Raw genomic sequence first — 16,922 nt, 5'->3', positions numbered from 1 at the left:
GCGTGACCTCCAGCTAGACGGCTATCGTGCGAAATCCCGTGTTGCCGGTTGAGGAATCGGGGGTGTTCGAGGAACGGGCGGCACATCGGTAGCGATTGCAGTACGAGTCGTGACACAGGTACGAGCCACCGCGAATGACCCGGGCGGCACCCAGAGCGGGCCCCTGCGGGTTGTCCACCGGCGACTGCGCGTAGTAGGCCGGCGAGAACCAGTCGGCACACCATTCCCAGACGTTGCCGATGGGCTGGTAAAGGCCGTAGTCGTTGGGTTTGTAGCTGCGGGCGGGGGCCGTGGTGAGCCAGCCGTCCTCGGCGGTGTTGCCGACCGGGAATTCGCCCTGCCAGATGTTGCAGTTCCATTCGGCCGGCAGCTCGTCACCCCACGGGTAGCGCTGCGATTCCCGGCCGCCGCGGGCCGCGCCTTCCCATTCGGCTTCGGTGGGCAGCCGACGCCCGGCCCACGTGCAGTAGGCCTGGGCGTCGTTCCAGCTCACGTGCACGACTGGGTGATCGTCAAGCGCGGTCGAGGACGGGCCGTCAGGGTGCGCCCAATCGGCGCCGGTGACGCCCAGCCACCACGGGGTTCCGGCCATCTGCCCGGCCACCTGATCCGGGTCGGAGACGGCCAGGTGGAAGACGGCCGACCAGCCGTATTGCTCGGCCTCGGTGCGATAGCCAGTCGCTTCGGTGAAAGCCCGGAAATCGGCGACGGTCACGGTGGTGGCATCGATGGAGAAGCCATCTATTCGCACGGGATGCAGCGGCGTTTCGCCGTCTGGCCGGACGCCATCGTCGCCGGCGTCGCCCATCACGAAGGTTTGAGCGGGCACGAGAACTTGAGCGAGGCCGTGCCGGCCACGAACAGCGAAGCCGACGGACGGCAGCGACGGCCGACCGGCGGACGGGGAGCAGCAGGAACTCATAATCCCACCGGCTTTGCTTGCGAAGGATGTGGCTTGTCGAGCAATCGTGCCTGCTCCTGCCACATGCGCCGGGCCAAATCGTCGCGGATCGAAACGTACGCCGGATCGTGGTAGACGTTTCGCAGCTCGCGCGGATCCACGGCGAGGTCGTAGAGCTCCCATTCGCCGGGATAGGTGAAGGCGCCGGTTCCGGGCTGGCCGAGCCCGTCGTTGTAGAAGTAGATCAGCTTGTAGCGCTCGGTTCGGTAACCGTAGTGCGCAGGTGCTTTGTGGAAGATGTCGTCGTGTTCCCAGTAGCGGTAATACATGCCGGTGGCCGAGGGCTGCTGCGGGGTGCCGAGCAGATCGGGCCAGAAGGTGCGGCCCTGCATGCGGGGATGCGATGCGACTCCGGCGACGTCGAGAATGGTCTGCGCCCAGTCGACATTGGTGACGATGCCGGTGAACGGCTCGCCCGGCGGCAGGCGGCGGGGGTAGCTGAGCACCAGCGGCATGCGCAGCGATTCCTCGTACATGAACCGCTTGTCGAACCAGCCGTGGTCGCCGAGGAAGAAGCCCTGGTCGGAGGCATACATGAGCAGGGTGTCAGCGAAGTCACCGCGGTCGCGCAGAAAATCGGTGACCCGGCCGACGTTCTCATCCACCGCCTGCACACAGCGCAGGTAATCCTGCATGAAACGCTGGTACTTCCACAGCGCCTCGGCCTCGTAGTCCAGCCCCGGCGGCGGATCAACTTTGAGATCCTCGGCGTTCAAATGCTCGGCAATACGCATGGCCGCCCGGCGCGCCGACGACGTACGGGTGGCGTAGTCGTCATCAAAGGTGCCGGGCACCGGGATTGGCTCGGTGAACAGGTGGGCGTGCCGCGGATGCGGAACCCACGGCCGGTGCGGCGCCTTGTGATAGATCAGCACGCACCACGGGTCATCGCCGTCCAGCGACTCGACCCATTCGAGAGCCAGATCGGTGAGGACGTCGGTGGTGTAGCCGGGAACCGTGCGCAGCCCGGCCGCGGACAGCAAGGCTGGATCGTGGTATTCGCCTTGCTCGATCAGCACATCCCAGTAGTCGAAGTGCTGAGGATTGTGGCCCTCGCCATCGCCCATGTGCCATTTGCCGACCATTGCCGTGCGATATCCGGCGGCCTTGAGCTGGGAGACAAACGTGGGCTGCGACGCGTCGATCGGGGTCACCAGCGTGGTCACCCCGTTGACGTGGCTGTACGTGCCGGTGAGGATGCTGGCCCGGCTCGGCGAGCACAGCGAATTCGTCGCGAAGCAATTGTCGAAACGGCGGCCGAGACTCGCAATCTCGTCGATGCGCGGCGTCGCGTTGACCACCGAGCCGTACGCCGAGATCGCATGCGCCGCATGGTCGTCGGTGAGGATCATGACGATGTTCGGCCGCCGGTTCGTCATCGGTAGGACGCCTCGTCGAGCCCGCTCTGAGTGGGGTCGTGGTCGACCTCGCCGATGTCGTACATGGACGTCATCCAGTGGTAGAAGCGGTCGTCGCGCTCCACCAGCAGGCCGTACAGCCGCTTGAGCATCCGCCCGCGCACCTCGGCCATCTCCGGATGGTGGTAGATGTTGAGCAGCTCGTCGGGATCGTTGTGCAGGTCGTACAGCTCGTTCGTGGAGTCCGGGTTGACCACGAGCTTGTAGCGGTCCTCACGCAACATCCGCTGCGGGTACGGGAAGTGGTGCCCATGGAACTCCCCGACAATGTCCTGCTGCCACTGCGGGTGCTCCCCGCGTACCAACGGGACCAGGCTGCGCGAGTCCACGGCCTGATCGGCAGGTGCGCCGGCCAGGTCAAGGATGGTCGCGGTGCAGTCGAGCAGGCTGACGAACTCGGTACGCACCTGCGGCGGCGCGCCCGGGATCCGCACGATGCCCGGCGTGCGGTAGATGTCCTCGTACATGGCCGGGCCCTTGTCGTGCAGCCGGTGTGAGCCGGTGAACTCGCCGTGGTCGCAGGTGAAGAACACCGACGTCTGCCCGGTCAGGCCCAGCTCGTCGAGCGCGGCCAGGATCCGCCCGATCTGCTCGTCGATCAGCGTGACGTAACCCCAGTAGACCGCGATGAGCTTGCGCGTCACCTCGATCGGCATGGTGTCGAACGTCCAGTGGGCGCTGTAGTTGCGCTGCACCGGCGGCTTGCCCTCGAACGTTTCGGCGATCGACTTCGGCAGCTCGACCAGCGCCGGGTCCACCATGTCGAAGTAAGCATCCGGCACGATGTACGGCAGGTGCGGCCCGAAGAAGTGCGTCGACAGGTAGAACGGCTTACCTTCCTCGGCGTACCGGCGCATCAGCTCGATGGTCCGGGTGGCGAGGTAGTACTCGAACGTCGCCTCGACCGGCTGGTGCAGCCGGGCCGCGAGCAGGTTACCCGGCCCACCGTTGGGGAGCGTGCCGCGGATGCGATCGCTGATCTCGTACGGCGGAAGGTCGTTCTCCAACAGATAGGCCAGATAATCCGGGCTGTCCACCGGGTTGTGCCAGCCCGGCAGCTCGGGGCCGTCGAAGCCGTAGTCCGCGTGCGTCTTCTTGGTGCCGGCATGCCACTTGCCCACCAGCCCGGTGTTCCAGCCCCGCTCGCGCAGCGCCTGCGGGAACGTGAACGTGCCGTCCGCCAAATCCTCTTGATAACCGACGTTGCGCTCGTGGTTGGCCAGCACCTTGTGCCGGAACGGCGCCTGCCCGGTGAGCAGGCTGGCCCGCGACGGCGTGCAGATCGCGGTGGGCGTGTACCAGCGATCGAACCGGGTCCCGGTGCGAGCGAGCTCGTCCAGGTGGGGGGTGCGGGCATGAGGATTCCCGTACGCCCCCAGCGTGTCGACCCGGTGCTGGTCGGTCATCAGGAAGAGAACGTTCACTGAGCCGCCTTGCTGAAGGCCTCACCCAGGTAGTACGTCTTCGGGTCCGGGTTCTCCTTGAGCTTGCCGGCGCCCACGAAGTAGTCGCCGAGGCCCTTGAACCACTTCTCGGCCGTACCGTCGGTGTTGTAGCCGTCGATCGTCTTGCTGTCGAGCATCTCGCTGTTCGCGGCGTCGGCCTTGACCGCTGCCTCGTCCTGCTTGAGCATCGCGGCGACCAGCTTGACCGTCTGATCCGGGTTCGCCTTGCGGTAATCCATGGCTTCCCGCAGTACCTGAGGAACCTTTGTTGCCTTGTCCCCCGAAGCGGCGTCGTTGGAAGCCACGAACGCGGTCGGGAAGGACACCTCGCTGGCGAAGTCCGCGTCCTTGGCCAGCTCCACCAGGTCGGGCTTCTTGGTCTTGATGTTGTTGAGCAGCGGGTACCAGATGCCGGCCGCGTCGATCTGCCCGGAGGAGAACGCCGACACGATGGTCGCGGCCTCCATCGGCACGCGCTGGATGTCGTTGCTGGTCAGCCCGGCCTTCTTGAGCGCCAGGGTGAGGATCATGTCCCCGGACGTCCCCTCGGGCACGCCGACCTTCTTGCCCTTGAGCTGGCTCAGGTCGGTGATCCCGGCCTGGGCGATGACCCGGTCGGCGTTGCCCAGCGAGTTCAGCGCGACGATCTTCGCCTTGCCCGAGGCGGGCAGCCAGATCGCGCCGGGGCCGATGTAGCCGAAGTCCAGATCACCAGCGTTGAGCGCGGTGACCTGCAGCGGGCCGTTGGTGAACACCTTGGTGCTGGCTTCGAGGCCATGCTTGGCCCACAGCTTCTGGTCGTTGGCCACGGCGAGCAGGCTGGTGCCGTTGTAGTCACCGATGTAGCCGAAGTTGACCTTCGTGGTGCCGCCGCTGCTGCTGCCGCTGTCATCGTCGTTGCCGCAGGCCGCCAAGGCCAGCGTCGCGGCCGCGCCGAAGATCAAAGAACGTCGTTTCATCGGGACTCCTGGTGGTAGACGGCATTCCAGACGCGGTTGCGCAGGGCCGTGAAGGCGGGGCTGAGCCGCAGCTCGTCATTGCGGGGGTAGGGCAGATCGACGTCGATGATCTCGACGATGCGGCCCGGCCGGGCCGCCATCACGACGACCCGGTTGGCCAGGAACACGGCCTCGTCGACGTCGTGGGTGATGAAGACGACCGTGCGCTTCTCCTGACTCCAGGTCGCGAGGAGCTGGTCCTGCAGACGTACGCGGGTCAGCGCATCAACAGCGCCGAAGGGCTCGTCCATCAGCAGGATCGACGGGTTGACCGCGTACGCCCGGGCGATGGCCACGCGCTGCTTCATGCCGCCGGACAGCGTCTTGGGCAGCGCGTCGGCGAACTGGGTGAGCCCGACCAGGTCGATGAAGTGCTCGGCGATGCGGCGGCGCTCGTCGCGCCCCACGCCCTTGGTCTTGAGGCCGAACTCCACGTTCTTGCGCACGGTCAGCCACGGGAACAGCGCGTACTGCTGGAAGATCACGCCGCGCTCGGGTCCCGGGCCGGTCACCGCCTGCCCGTCCACGAGGGCCTGCCCGCTCGTCGGCGTCTCCAGCCCGGCGAGGATGTTCATCAGCGTGGTCTTGCCGCAGCCGGACGGGCCCACCACGGTGACGAACTCGTTGTCGGCCAGCTCCAGCGACACGTCGCCGAGCGCGGTGAACGTCTCGCCCTTGAGCGGATAGCTCTTGTGGATGCGATCAATCGTGATCAACGGCGCTCCTGCCAGTTCGTCAGCTTGGTCTCGGCCAGCAGGAGCAGCCGGTCCATGATCAGGCCGAGCACGCCGATGGTGATCAGCCCGACGAAGATCGTGGGGAGGTCGTAGTAGAGCTGCGCGCTCTGCATCCGGTAGCCCAGGCCCTGCTGCGCGGCGATCAGCTCGGCGGCGACCAGCGTGGCCCAGGACGACCCGAGACCCACCCGCATGCCGACGAGAATGAAAGGCGTGGACGCCGGTACGACCACGCGGGTGAACAGGACCCGGTCGTTGGCACCGAGCACCCGGGCCGCGTTGATCAGCGTCCTGTCGACGTTGACCACGCCCTGGAACGTGGAGATCACGCAGGCCAGGAACGAGGCCAGGAAGATGACGAAGATCTTCGGGGTCTCACCGATGCCCATCAGCACGATGGCCAGCGGGATGATCGCGAGCGGTGGGATCGTGCGGAAGAACTGCACCCAAGGTTCGACGAGACCGCGGACAGTGCCATACCAACCCATCAAGAATCCGACGGGTACGGCCACAGCGACGCCGAGCACGAAACCGATCAGCACGCGGGTCAGGCTGGCCACGATGTCGTCGAACAAGGTGCCATCGGTGATCAGCTCGCCGTAGCGCTTGAGCACCTCGGGCGGGGTCGGCAGGTCGACGCCGGATGTGGCCAGCCCCCACCAGACGCCGACGCCGGCCACCACCGAGACGGCGTTGAGCACCAGCATGCGGGTGCGCACCCGGCGCCGGGGCGCCTTCTTCTGCACTGCCGGCGCGGCGGTGTCGGCCAAAATCGTCATGCCATGCTCCCTGCGGCTTCCGGGTAGCCCGCCAGCAGCGGGGACTGTCTGAACAACGCGGCGATGGCCCCGCGGGCGCCGTCGTCGTCGCCGAGGCGCGCGGCCCGGATGTCCGGACGGTCCCCGCCAACCGGCACCAGCTCCGCCTCGACGATCGCCCCCGCGCGAGCCACGATGCCGGGAGCTGCGGAAACCAGCCGGCCGCCGATGACGATGCGTTCCGGGTTGAGGATCAGCGCGGCGTTGGCGAGCACCTTGCCGACCGCGGTGGCAGCGCGTTCCACGGTTGCCGTCGCGGTGGGCTCACCGGCGGCCACGGCGGCGGCGAGGTCGTCGAGCCCGGCGAGCCGGCACGCGCGCAGGACCGCGGGGACCGAAGCAACGGTTTCGAGGCAGCCACGCTTGCCGCACCGGCACACATCTCCGGCCGGGTCGGCGGGGATGTGCCCGAACTCCCCGGCCACGCCGTAGCGACCGGCGACCAGGCGGCCACTGACCACCAGGCCGCCGCCGATGCCGTCGGAGAGGCGGACGTAAAGCACGTCGCGGGCTTCTTCGCCGTCCGCGATGGCCTCGGCGAGCGCCGCGAAGCGGGTGTTGTTGTCGACCAGCACCGGCGCAGCGAACCGCTGGCGGAACGCGGCGGCGGCCTGCTCGTAGTGCGGGCTTCCGGCGGGCTGCGGTCCCGCCACGCCGACCCCGATGCCCTGCAACGCCTGGTAGGTGACCCCGGAGTCGCGCCCGATCCGGTCGATCAGCGCGAACGCGGCGGCCAGCCGCTCGTCCCACGGCGTCTCGGCCGCGTACGAGCCTTGGTCCTGCGCGATGATCTCGTGCGAGGCGTCGGCGACCGCCACCCGGACCCGGGTGTGGCCCAGGTCCACGCCCATGAACTGCCCGGAGTGCGGGTCCAGGGCGAGCAACTCGGCCGGGCGTCCACTGCCGGCGCGCACCTGGGCATCGGTGGTGACCACAACGATCGCGCCCCGCGCCAGCAGCTCGCTCGTGATCTCCGAGAGCGTGGTGCGCGACAGCCCCACCCGGGCCGCGATCTGGGCTCGGCTGAGGCTGCCGCGCTCACGCAGCAGCGTCAGGACGCGCTCCTCATGAGCGCGCCTGACCAGCGCATGTACGCCCTCAACACCCGGCACGGTCGCAACGGTAGGACCGCTTGAATTTTTCCGTCAACACTCCGGCATAATTATCTCTACTTCACAGCTAGGATTACTTCGCTGGAAACAAGGTGATAACTTAGCGCCGCCGCTGGGCCGGGTCGGTCAGCGCCGGAGGCAGGTAGCCGCTGTCGGCCCGGCTGAAGGTGCTGCCCGGCGGCACGATCTCGTCGATGCGGTCGAGGACGTCCGCGCTCAGCGTCACCTCGGCGGCGCCGAGCTGAGACTCCAACTGCTCCATGGTGCGCGGACCGATAATGGGCGCGGTGACCCCCGGGTGGGCCAGCACGAACGCGATGGCCAGGTGCACCAGGCTCAGCCCGGCATCGTCCGCCAGGGCGCCAAGCTTGTCCGCCGCCTCGAACTTGCGCTGGTTCTCCGGCAGCGAGAGGTCGTAGCGCTGCGGCAAGCGGTTGGCCCGGGTCGACTCCGGGGTGTCCTGACCCTTGCGGTACTTGCCGCTGAGCCAGCCACCGGCGAGCGGGCTCCACGGGATGACGCCCATGCCGTACTGCTGGGCCACCGGGAGCAGATCGGCCTCGATCCCGCGCACGAGCATCGAGTACGGCGGCTGCTCGGTGACGAAGCGACCCAGCGCCCGCCGCTGCGACACCCACTGTGCCTCGACGATCTGGTGCGCCGGGAACGTGGAGCAGCCGAACGCGCGGATCTTGCCCTGGCGCTGCAGGTCGGTGAGCGCGGACAGGGTCTCCTCAAGGTCGGTGTCCGGCGACGGGCGGTGCACCTGGTAGAGGTCGATCCAGTCGGTGTTCAGCCGGCGCAGGCTGTTCTCCACCTCCCGGATGATCCAGCGGCGTGAGTTGCCCTGGCTGTTGGGGTCACCCTTGGTGCCCATCGGCGCATCGCTGGCCACGCCCATCTGACCGTGGAACTTGGTGGCCAGAATGACGTCGTCACGCCGCCCGTCCGCCAGCGCCTTGCCCACGATGATCTCGCTCTCGCCCTGCGAGTAGACGTCGGCGGTGTCGATGAAGTTGACGCCCGCGTCCAGGGCCCGATGGATGATCCGCACGGACTCGTCGTGGTCGGGCTCACCCCACGCCCCGAACATCATCGCGCCGAGGCAGAGCGGGCTTACCTGCATACCGGTTCTTCCGAGGCTTCTGTACTCCATGCCAGCGGGGTTCCCCGTTCCAAGTTCCGGAACCAGGATTGCTTGCTTGTTAACTAATGCATCGATGAAGATGGCCGTAGGCATGACCCGTCCCCGAGCACGCCGTTCCCCCCTTGGAGCGCCGGCCCCGTCCTCACGGCCGGCGCTCCGGCGTTTCCTCGTTCTGAGCTGCGGCGTTTCCAGGGACAGCTTGTCCGTGGATCCGCGAGTCCTTCCTCCTGCGCCGCCGCAGGAGGCAATCTTGAGAGATGGTGGACCGCGCTCAACTGGCCGACTTTCTGCGTACGCGGCGGGAGGCCCTGCAACCGGAGGATGTCGGGCTGCCCCGGGGTGCCCGGCGGCGCACCGGCGGGCTGCGGCGCGAGGAAGTGGCGTCGCTCAGCGGCATGTCGGCCGACTATTACAGCCGCATCGAGCAGAACCGCGGGCCGGTGCCCTCGGAGCAGATGCTCGCCGCGATCGCCAGGGGTCTGCACCTGACGCTGGACGAGCGGGATCACCTCTTCCGCCTCGCAGGTCACGCCACGCCCCACCGGGTCACCCGCGCCCACCACCTGAGCCCGGGCATCATGCGCATCCTGGATCGGCTGCAGGACACCCCGGCCCAGGTAATGAGCAGTCTGGGTGAGACGCTGAGCCAGACGCCCCCGGCGATCGCGCTGCTGGGCGACGACTCTCGCTGGACCGGCATGGCCCGCAGCATGGTCTACCGCTGGTACACCGAGCCGGAGTCACGCCTGATCTACCCCGAGGACGACCATTCCTTGCTCGGGCGCATCTTCACCGCGCAGTTGCGAATGGTCTACACCCAGGAGGGCAAGGACTCGCGGGCGGCCGCCGTCGTTGAGGCATTACACGACAAGAGCGCGGAATTCCGTACGGTGTGGAGCTCGCACGACATCAGCGCCCCCCATTCGGATCTCAAGCGCATCTCCCACCCTGAACTTGGCATCATCGAGGTGTACTGCCAGACCCTTACCGATCCCCGGCAGGGTCAGGCGCTGCTGGTGTTCACCGCCGTGCCGGGAACCGAGAGCCACGAGAAACTGCAGCTGCTCTCGGTCCTCGGCAGTCAGCGGTTGTGAGCACCGGCCCAGGTCACTTGCCGGAGCCGGGCTCGGCCATCTTCTCGTGCATCTTGGCCTTCACCGAGTCGGGCAGCACCTTCGACGCCGCGCCCTGCACCTTGGTCATCACCGAGCCGGCCACGACCTTCTCCTCGCCCTTCATGAGTGCCTTGAAACCCTGCTCGGCGACCTGAGCCGGGTCGTCCTTCTTGCTGGATCCGACCCGGGTGTCGTCCATCTCGGCGCGGTGGAAGAAGTTCGTCTCGGTCGGGCCGGGCATCAGCGAGGTGACCGTGACGCCGGTGTCCTTGAGTTCGGTGCGCACGGCCTCGGCGAACGACTGCACGAACGACTTCGAGGCGTTGTAGACCGCCTGGTAGGTGCCCGGCATCTCGGAGGCGATGGAGGAGGTGAACAGCACCCGGCCGGCGCCGCGCGCGACCATGCCGGGCAGCACCCGCTTGGCCAGGTGGACCGTCGAGGTGACGTTCACGTCGATCACGTTGAGCTCGTCGCGCAGGTCGGTGTCGCGGGTGAAGTCGCCGCCGATGCCGCGCCCGGCGTTGAGCGCGATGGCGTCGACCGGACGGCCGGTTTCCTGGATCTTCGAGTAGAGGGTCTCGACGCCTTCGTAGGTCGCGAGGTCTGCTCGTACCGCGGTCACCTGATTTTGACCGTCACGCCGCAGGTTGGTGGCCGCCTGCTCGATGTCCTCGTCCTCGGCGGCGATCAGCAGGTCGTATCCGTTCTCGACGAATTGGCGGGCCAGCTCGTAGCCGATGCCGCTGGAAGCGCCGGTGACCACTGCGAATTCACGTCCGGTGGGTGTCGTCGTCATGAGATTCGGATGCCCGCGCTCATCGGAGTTAATCCGGGGCTTCGCCGGGCATCTTGAGGGCGACGCAGTTCAAAGACGCAGTTCAAAGAAGAGCCGGAGGACCGCATGCGCGCATTGACTTGGCAGGGTACGGCGAAGGTTTCCGTGGAGGATGTGCCCGACCCCAAGATCCAGGAGCCCACGGATGCGATCGTACGGATGACCTCCACCGCCATCTGCGGCTCCGACCTGCACCTGTACGACGTGCTCGGCATGTACCTGGACAAGGGTGACGTGCTGGGACACGAGCCGATGGGCATCGTCGAGGAGGTCGGCTCCGAGGTCACCCACATCAAGCCGGGCGACCGGGTGGTCATCCCGTTCAACATCTCCTGCGGCTACTGCTACATGTGCAAGCGCGGCTACTTCGCCCAGTGCGAGACCACCCAGGTCAAGGAGCACGGCAAGGGTGCCTCCCTGTTCGGTTACACCAAGCTGTACGGCCAGGTGCCGGGCGGTCAGGCCGAGTACCTGCGCGTGCCGCAGGCGCACTTCGGGCCGATCAAGGTGCCGGACGGCCACCCCGACGAGCGCTTCCTCTTCCTCTCCGACGTGCTGACCACCTCGTGGCAGGCCGCCAAGTGGGCCGACATCGTGCCCGGCGGCAGCGTGTTCGTGACCGGACTGGGCCCGATCGGCCAGATGACCGCTCGCATCGCCCGTCACCTGGGTGCCGAGCGCGTCATCGCCACCGACAACGTGCCCGAGCGCCTGGAGATGGCCCGCCGCAACGGCATCGAGGTCATCAACTTCGACGAGGTCGACGACGTCCCGGCAGCGGTCTACGACATGACCAACGGCCGGGGCGCGGACAGCGTGGTCGAGGCGGTCGGCATGGAGGCCCACGGCACACCGGTGCAGGAGTTCGCGCAGAAGGCGGCCGGGCTGCTCCCCGACGCCATCGCGCGCAAGGCGATCGACACCGCCGGGGTGGACCGGATGGGCGCGCTGCGCACGGCGTTCGCCTCGGTGCGCCGCGCCGGCACGGTGTCCATCATCGGCGTGTACGGCGGGCAGGCCGACCCGATGCCGATGTTCGACCTGTTCGACAAGGGCGTGACCCTGCGCATGGGCCAGGCGCACGTCAAGCAGTGGGTGGACGAGATCATGCCGCTGCTCACCGGCGACGGCGACCCGCTGGGCGTGGACGATCTGGTCACCCACCGGGTGCCGCTGGAGGAAGCGCCGCAGGCCTATGACATGTTCAAGAAGAAGGAGGACGGCTGCATCAAGGTTGTGCTCAAGCCGTAGCTTCGTCCTATGTATGTCATCAGGGAGAAGTTCTTCTCGGTAGGCGACGACTTCGATGTGCTCGATGAGCACGGCACGAAGCTGTACCGGGTCGACGGCAAGGTGCTCAGCGTCCGCAACAAGGTGGTGATCGAGGACCCGTCCGGCGCCGAGGTGGCCAGCGTGCACCGGCACCTCGTGGCGCTGCGGCCCACGTACGAGATCCGGATCGGCGGCGAGAAGGCCGCCGAGGTGCACAAAAAGTTGTTCACCCCGTTCCGCGACAAGTTCACCATCGACGTTCCCGGGCCCGACGACCTGACCATGAAGGGCGACCTGCTCGACCACGAGTACGTGATTGAGCGCGGCGGCCGGGATGTCGCCGCGGTGTCAAAGCGGTGGCTGACCATCCGGGACACCTACGCCGTCCAGGTTACTGCCGGTGAGGACCCACTGCTGATCATTGGCAGCGTCCTTGCCCTGGATCTGGCCCTGGAGCGCGAAGAAAAGAAAAAAGAAAAAGAGGAACAAAACGATTGAAAACCCGATAATCTATCGTGTTCTCCCGGTTACTGAAGGTGACTCATACTTTCGGCTGGTCAAGGCTCGTCCTGTCGGATAAGGTCTCGGTAACCGAAAGGCCTAGCATGCGCGTGGGCGGCGTCGGGCTTCGACCGCCGTCCACATGCTGAGCTGATAAAGACACCCCAGCCCGACGGGCTCGGCTCATGCCGGACCGGCTCTCCGGACAGGTGCCAGGGAGGACCACGGAAATGACTGTCACCCAGTCGGCCCCGTCGACCACTGCGTCGACGACCATCAGCGAGGCGCCTGCGGACAGCGCCGCTGATCTGCTCAACGCCATGGCGGCAATGCCGGCCGGTCACCCGTCGCGCGCAAGCCTTCGCGACCGGGCTATCGAGGCCTGGCTGCCGCTGGCCCGCCATCTCGCCCACCGCTACTCCGGCCGCGGCGAACCCACCGACGACCTGGTGCAGACCGCCACCGTCGGCCTGATCAAAGCCGTCGACAAGTTCGACCCCGAACGCGGCGTCGACTTCGCCGGCTACGCCATCCCCACCATCATCGGTGAGATCAAGCGCCACTTCCGCGACCGCACCTGGTCGGTCCGCGTGCCGCGCCGGCTGCAGGAGCTGCGCCTGGCCATCACCGAGGCCAACGCCACCCTCACCCACAGCCTCGGCCGCTCCCCGCAGGTGGCCGACATCGCCGCCCACCTCGGCGTCACCGAGGAAGACGTCCTGGAAGGCCTCGAAGGCGCCCGCGCCTACAACGCCACCAGCCTGTCCACGCCGATCAGCGCCGACGGCAGCACCGAACTCGGCGACACCCTCGGCGGCGAGGACTACGAATTCGAACTCGCCGAAACCCGCGTAGCCCTGGGCCCGGCCCTGGCCTCGCTGGACGAGCGTGAGCAGAAGATCCTGACGCTGCGCTTCTACGGCAACCTGACCCAGTCGCAGATCGCCGACCAGGTGGGCATCTCCCAGATGCACGTCAGCCGGCTGCTCACCAAGGCGCTGACCAAGCTGCGCGGCCAGCTGGCCGCCGACACCATCTGATCTTTTCCACCACGAAAAGCCGGTCCTGGTTCAGGGCCGGCTTTTCGGCTTCCCGGGGGGACACATGACCGAGGCCGGCTGGGTGCAGCACGCCGTGTGGTGGCAGGTCTATCCGCTCGGCTTCGCCGGTGCCTACCCGGTCCGCCCAGGCGTGCACAGCGGCGGCCTGCATCGGCTGCAGGCGTGGCTCGACTACGCGATCGAGCTGGGCGCATCCGGGCTGCTGCTGGGGCCGATCTTCGCCTCCGAGACGCACGGCTACGACACCGTCGACCACCTCCGCATCGACCCGCGGCTCGGCGGCAACGAGGATTTCGACCAGCTGATCGCCGCCGCGCACGACCGGGGGCTGCGGGTGCTGCTCGACGGCGTGTTCAACCATGTGGGTCGCGGGCACGCCGCGGCGGCCCGGGAATCGTGGACCGGCCGAGGGGTGTTCGAAGGCCACGACTCGCTGGTGACCCTCAACCACGACGAGCCGGCCGTGGCGGACTACGTCACCGAGGTCATGCAGCACTGGTTGCGCCGCGGTGCCGACGGGTGGCGGCTGGACGCGGCTTATGCGGTGCCCACCGGCTTCTGGGCGCGGGTGCTGCCCCGGGTACGCGCCGAGTTCCCGGAGGCGTACATCTTTGGTGAGGTCATCCACGGCGATTACGCCGCGTTCGTCGAGCAATCCACTGTTGACTCGGTGACCCAGTACGAGCTGTGGAAGGCCATCTGGAGTGCGCTGAACGACGGCAACTTCTTCGAACTCGGCTGGGCCCTGGAACGGCACAACAGCTTCCTCGACACGTTCGCGCCGCAGACCTTCATCGGCAACCACGACGTGACCCGCATCGCCAGCCAGCTCACCGACGAACGCAACATCCCGCTGGCCTTGGCCATCCTGCTGACCATCGGCGGCACCCCAAGCATCTGGTCCGGCGACGAACAAGGCTTCCGTGGCGTCAAAGAGGAAAAGGCCAACGGGGACGACGCCATCCGGCCCGAGTTCCCAGCTACGCCGGCCGAGTTGGCGCCGTACGGGGACAGTCTCCGCCGTTTGCATCAGGATCTGATCGGCCTGCGCCGGCGGCATCCGTGGCTGCACCGGGCCCGCACCCGGCAGCTGCACTTGACCAATGAGCAGTTCGTCTACGAGGCGTTCGACGGCGATTCGAGGCTGGTGGTGGCGCTCAACGCGGGTGACGAGCCGGCGCTGGTGCCGACGGTGGGTGGCGGGAAGGTCGAGTTGGCGGCGCGCAGCTGGACGGCTTCCTGAGCGGCCCAGATCAAGCGTGGCGGATCGGCGCGGCGCTGGATCGGGTTCGCAAAGGTGAGGCCCGCTACCGCGCCGTGCTGGAGATCAGCGGGGCGGGGACAGGGCGCGGCTGACGTCGCCGGTCGGGCCGAACGCGGTCAGGAACCTGTCGCGGAACTGGTTCATCGGCCAGACCGGGGCGTTGGGGGCCGGCTTGATGCCGTCGCTCCAGTTCCAGTCGGCGACCTTGTCCAGCACCTTCTTGTCCTTGGCCAGGATCGTGATCGGGACATCGTGGCTGGCGCCGTCGCCGACCACGATCGGGGCCGGCTGGTGGTCGCCGAGGAAGACCATGACGGTGTTGTCGTCACCGAATTTTTCCAGGTACGAGATGATCGTGGTCAGCGTGTACTGCACCGAGCGGGCGTACTCGTGCTTGACCTTCTCCGGGTCGCTCCACACCGACTTGGCGCTCTTCGCGTTCTGCTTGAGCTGGGTGTAGACCGCGCCGTCGCCGACATCCTTCCAGTCGATGAAGGTCGGCAGCGGCGCCCACGGGGTGTGGCTGGACACGAGCGGCATCTCGACGAACATGGGCGAGTGCGCGGGGGCGTGCACGTTCTTCTGGAACCAGTCGAGCGTGTACTGGTCGGGTTGCGGGCCCCAGCCGAACTTGGGGCCGGCGTATCCGGTGTTGCGGGAGTCGTACACGCGGTTGTAGCCGTAGAAGTTGCCCTCCGGCCAGGCCCGGGTGGCCCCCGGCATGACGCTCATGGTGTCCCAGTCGGCCTTCTTGAACAGGCTGGTCAGGGTCAGCCGGTCGCTGGAGGTCAGGTTGCGGTAGCGCTGCTGGTTGTTGATCCACAAGCCGGAGAGCAGGGTGGAGTGGGCCAGCCAGCTACCGCCGCCGGCAGTGGGTGAGGTCAGCCAGCCCGATTTGGCCACATAGCCCGCCTTGGCCAGCGATGCCGACCCTTCGTCGAGGACTTTGACCGTACCCGGATTGAGGGCTGGATCCTCGACCGCCGACCGCCCGTAGCTCTCGACGAAGGTGACCATCACGTCCTTGCCGCGCAGCGAGGTGAGCAGCTGATCCGGCGGGGTGGTGGCAAAGGCGTCGATCTTGACCTCGCGGGCGAACGTCTTCTCGTCGTTGAGGCCCTTCTTGACCGAGTGGGCGCGGTCCCAGGCGTAGGTGTAGCTGCTGCGCGCGGCGACCGGGATGCCGGTGAAGGCCTGCACGCCGAGCATGAGCAGAACGACCCAGATCGCGGTGCCGGTGATCGCGGTGCCCGCGGCGGCCTTGCGGTGCTGGTCGCCCAGCTTGACGACCCGGATCGCGGCCCAGGTCAGCAGGCTGACGATGAGCAGGATCAGCGCGATGACGCCGATCAGCGCGCCGATCGCCCCGGCCGAGCCGACCGAGTCCTTGAGGAACGACTCGGCGTCGTCGACCAGCACCCAGTCCAGCACCGGGTCGAACGGGCGGGCCAGGGTCTTGTAGAAGCCGATGTCCAGGATTTTCTCGACCACCAGCAGACCCAGACCGGCGCCGAGCACGCCCGCGACGATCTTCTTCCACCGGGCACCCGGGATCAGCAGGAGCAGGCCGATGGCCACGAAACCCTCGACCGGCAGCCGGAAGAACGCACCTGTTCGCAGCAGGCGGGTAAGAGTGTTGGGAAGCAACAGCGCGGCCACAATCAGCACGATCGCCGCAACGCTGAAGGCGATGCCGAGGCCGCGGCGCAACCTGCTGCGCTCCGGCGCCGGCTCGGTAGCGGCGGTGACTGGTTCAGACAAGACGTAGCCCTCCTCCGGGACACTCCAGGAGGCGTTACGGATCTCGTACGGCAGGAGTTCAATGCAGTGGCCGACCGACCATCGTTCGTTCTCCATGATCACCGCAAGCCACAACCCCACTACGATCTCCGGCTCGAAGAGGAGGGGGTGCTGAGGTCCTGGGCCGTGCCCCGGGGACTGCCGGTTGACCCGGCGCGCAACCGCCTGGCTGTGGCCGTACCGGATCATGATCTGGAGCATTTGACCTACACCGACGAGGACAAGTTCATCGCGGACATCGGGTGGTGGGAGCAGATCGACCGCAACGCCAAGCGGATGGTGTTCACGCTGCACGGGCGGGAGGGGATCCCATCGGTACGCGCTGATCCACACGGACGGGAAAAACTGGCTGCTCCATCTTGTCAAGAGCCGGCCACCTTCTTGACACATCGGACGGAGTCGATACAGGCTGAACCTCGACATGGCATGACATCG

Annotated in this window: 15 protein-coding genes and 1 pseudogene; 6 read left to right on the top strand and 10 right to left on the bottom strand. The window is 67.2% G+C overall.

Features of this window, described 5'->3' with window-relative positions; genetic code table 11:
• Positions 1-13: 13 nt before the first annotated feature.
• The 8 genes from TFC3_RS03035 to TFC3_RS03000 all read right to left on the bottom strand — a co-directional run bounded on the left by TFC3_RS03035 (position 14) and on the right by TFC3_RS03000 (position 8,645).
• Positions 14-829 carry a formylglycine-generating enzyme family protein gene (locus TFC3_RS03035; protein ID WP_236717955.1) on the bottom strand — a complete coding sequence of 272 codons (816 nt, stop codon included), beginning with the start codon at positions 827-829 and terminating at the stop codon, positions 14-16.
• Positions 830-918: 89 nt separating this feature from the next.
• A complete protein-coding gene (locus TFC3_RS03030) occupies positions 919-2,340 on the bottom strand; it encodes a sulfatase (protein ID WP_067495269.1) in 1,422 nt (473 codons plus the stop codon).
• Positions 2,337-3,803 (bottom strand): sulfatase-like hydrolase/transferase, encoded by a 1,467-nt coding sequence (locus tag TFC3_RS03025; RefSeq protein ID WP_201787113.1) that lies wholly within the window; start codon positions 3,801-3,803, stop codon positions 2,337-2,339. The genes TFC3_RS03030 and TFC3_RS03025 overlap by 4 nt, the downstream gene beginning before the upstream one ends.
• Complete coding sequence (locus TFC3_RS03020; protein WP_067495267.1) at positions 3,800-4,783, bottom strand: aliphatic sulfonate ABC transporter substrate-binding protein; 984 nt, start codon at positions 4,781-4,783, stop codon at positions 3,800-3,802. Before TFC3_RS03020 ends, TFC3_RS03025 begins: the two co-directional genes overlap by 4 nt.
• Positions 4,780-5,538 (bottom strand): ABC transporter ATP-binding protein, encoded by a 759-nt coding sequence (locus TFC3_RS03015; RefSeq protein WP_236717954.1) that lies wholly within the window; start codon positions 5,536-5,538, stop codon positions 4,780-4,782. The genes TFC3_RS03020 and TFC3_RS03015 overlap by 4 nt, the downstream gene beginning before the upstream one ends.
• On the bottom strand, positions 5,535-6,338 hold the full coding sequence (locus tag TFC3_RS03010) for an ABC transporter permease (RefSeq protein ID WP_067495261.1): 804 nt from the start codon (positions 6,336-6,338) through the stop codon (positions 5,535-5,537). Before TFC3_RS03010 ends, TFC3_RS03015 begins: the two co-directional genes overlap by 4 nt.
• Positions 6,335-7,489, bottom strand: a complete 1,155-nt coding sequence (locus TFC3_RS03005) for an ROK family transcriptional regulator (protein WP_067495258.1) — start codon at positions 7,487-7,489, stop codon at positions 6,335-6,337. The genes TFC3_RS03010 and TFC3_RS03005 overlap by 4 nt, the downstream gene beginning before the upstream one ends.
• Before the next feature lie 100 nt (positions 7,490-7,589).
• A complete protein-coding gene (locus TFC3_RS03000; protein ID WP_067495256.1) occupies positions 7,590-8,645 on the bottom strand; it encodes an aldo/keto reductase in 1,056 nt (351 codons plus the stop codon).
• A gap of 248 nt (positions 8,646-8,893) precedes the next feature.
• Here TFC3_RS03000 and TFC3_RS02995 point away from each other — a divergent pair, with 248 nt between their 5' ends.
• Positions 8,894-9,730, top strand: coding sequence for a helix-turn-helix transcriptional regulator (locus TFC3_RS02995; protein ID WP_369819561.1), 837 nt, complete (start codon positions 8,894-8,896; stop codon positions 9,728-9,730).
• Between the two features lie 13 nt (positions 9,731-9,743).
• Here the strand turns inward: TFC3_RS02995 and TFC3_RS02990 are convergent, their stop codons facing one another.
• The gene (locus TFC3_RS02990; RefSeq protein WP_067495253.1) at positions 9,744-10,550 is read right to left on the bottom strand and encodes an SDR family oxidoreductase; all 807 of its coding nucleotides are present in this window, start codon (positions 10,548-10,550) and stop codon (positions 9,744-9,746) included.
• 105 nt (positions 10,551-10,655) lie between these two features.
• On the opposite strand from TFC3_RS02990, the gene TFC3_RS02985 reads away from it, so the two are divergent.
• The 4 genes from TFC3_RS02985 to TFC3_RS02970 all read left to right on the top strand — a co-directional run bounded on the left by TFC3_RS02985 (position 10,656) and on the right by TFC3_RS02970 (position 14,666).
• Positions 10,656-11,840, top strand: a complete 1,185-nt coding sequence (locus TFC3_RS02985) for a zinc-dependent alcohol dehydrogenase (RefSeq protein ID WP_067495250.1) — start codon at positions 10,656-10,658, stop codon at positions 11,838-11,840.
• A gap of 9 nt (positions 11,841-11,849) precedes the next feature.
• Positions 11,850-12,359, top strand: a complete 510-nt coding sequence (locus TFC3_RS02980) for an LURP-one-related/scramblase family protein (protein ID WP_067495247.1) — start codon at positions 11,850-11,852, stop codon at positions 12,357-12,359.
• Between the two features lie 233 nt (positions 12,360-12,592).
• Positions 12,593-13,402, top strand: coding sequence for an RNA polymerase sigma factor SigF (locus TFC3_RS02975; protein ID WP_067495244.1), 810 nt, complete (start codon positions 12,593-12,595; stop codon positions 13,400-13,402).
• 64 nt (positions 13,403-13,466) lie between these two features.
• Positions 13,467-14,666, top strand: a complete 1,200-nt coding sequence (locus TFC3_RS02970) for an alpha-amylase family glycosyl hydrolase (protein ID WP_082771831.1) — start codon at positions 13,467-13,469, stop codon at positions 14,664-14,666.
• 84 nt (positions 14,667-14,750) lie between these two features.
• Here TFC3_RS02970 and TFC3_RS02965 read toward each other — a convergent pair whose 3' ends face one another.
• Positions 14,751-16,544, bottom strand: coding sequence for a sulfatase-like hydrolase/transferase (locus TFC3_RS02965; RefSeq protein WP_153040072.1), 1,794 nt, complete (start codon positions 16,542-16,544; stop codon positions 14,751-14,753).
• Between TFC3_RS02965 and TFC3_RS40305 the strand changes: the two are divergent.
• A pseudogene (locus tag TFC3_RS40305) lies at positions 16,515-16,640 on the top strand (DNA polymerase ligase N-terminal domain-containing protein); the annotation flags it as partial. The gene TFC3_RS02965 and the pseudogene TFC3_RS40305 overlap by 30 nt on opposite strands.
• Positions 16,641-16,922 lie beyond the last annotated feature (282 nt).

Origin of the sequence: Actinoplanes sp. TFC3, from assembly GCF_001553785.1 — a bacterium.
In the GTDB taxonomy this organism is placed as follows: Bacteria; Actinomycetota; Actinomycetes; order Mycobacteriales; family Micromonosporaceae; genus Actinoplanes.
The sequence above is the reverse complement of the archived record's forward strand: the minus strand, read 5'-3'. Positions and strand labels throughout refer to the sequence as shown.

Excerpts from the sequence above, each read along its gene's own strand:
- TFC3_RS03030 (WP_067495269.1), bottom strand. The coding sequence starts at position 2,340 with ATGACGAACCGGCGGCCGAACATCGTCATGATCCTCACCGACGACCAT.
- TFC3_RS03020 (WP_067495267.1), bottom strand. The coding sequence starts at position 4,783 with ATGAAACGACGTTCTTTGATCTTCGGCGCGGCCGCGACGCTGGCCTTG.
- TFC3_RS03010 (WP_067495261.1), bottom strand. The coding sequence starts at position 6,338 with ATGACGATTTTGGCCGACACCGCCGCGCCGGCAGTGCAGAAGAAGGCG.
- TFC3_RS03000 (WP_067495256.1), bottom strand. The coding sequence starts at position 8,645 with ATGGAGTACAGAAGCCTCGGAAGAACCGGTATGCAGGTAAGCCCGCTC.
- TFC3_RS02995 (WP_369819561.1), top strand. The coding sequence starts at position 8,894 with ATGGTGGACCGCGCTCAACTGGCCGACTTTCTGCGTACGCGGCGGGAG.
- TFC3_RS02990 (WP_067495253.1), bottom strand. The coding sequence starts at position 10,550 with ATGACGACGACACCCACCGGACGTGAATTCGCAGTGGTCACCGGCGCT.
- TFC3_RS02985 (WP_067495250.1), top strand. The coding sequence starts at position 10,656 with ATGCGCGCATTGACTTGGCAGGGTACGGCGAAGGTTTCCGTGGAGGAT.
- TFC3_RS02980 (WP_067495247.1), top strand. The coding sequence starts at position 11,850 with ATGTATGTCATCAGGGAGAAGTTCTTCTCGGTAGGCGACGACTTCGAT.
- TFC3_RS02975 (WP_067495244.1), top strand. The coding sequence starts at position 12,593 with ATGACTGTCACCCAGTCGGCCCCGTCGACCACTGCGTCGACGACCATC.
- TFC3_RS02970 (WP_082771831.1), top strand. The coding sequence starts at position 13,467 with ATGACCGAGGCCGGCTGGGTGCAGCACGCCGTGTGGTGGCAGGTCTAT.
- TFC3_RS02965 (WP_153040072.1), bottom strand. The coding sequence starts at position 16,544 with ATGGAGAACGAACGATGGTCGGTCGGCCACTGCATTGAACTCCTGCCG.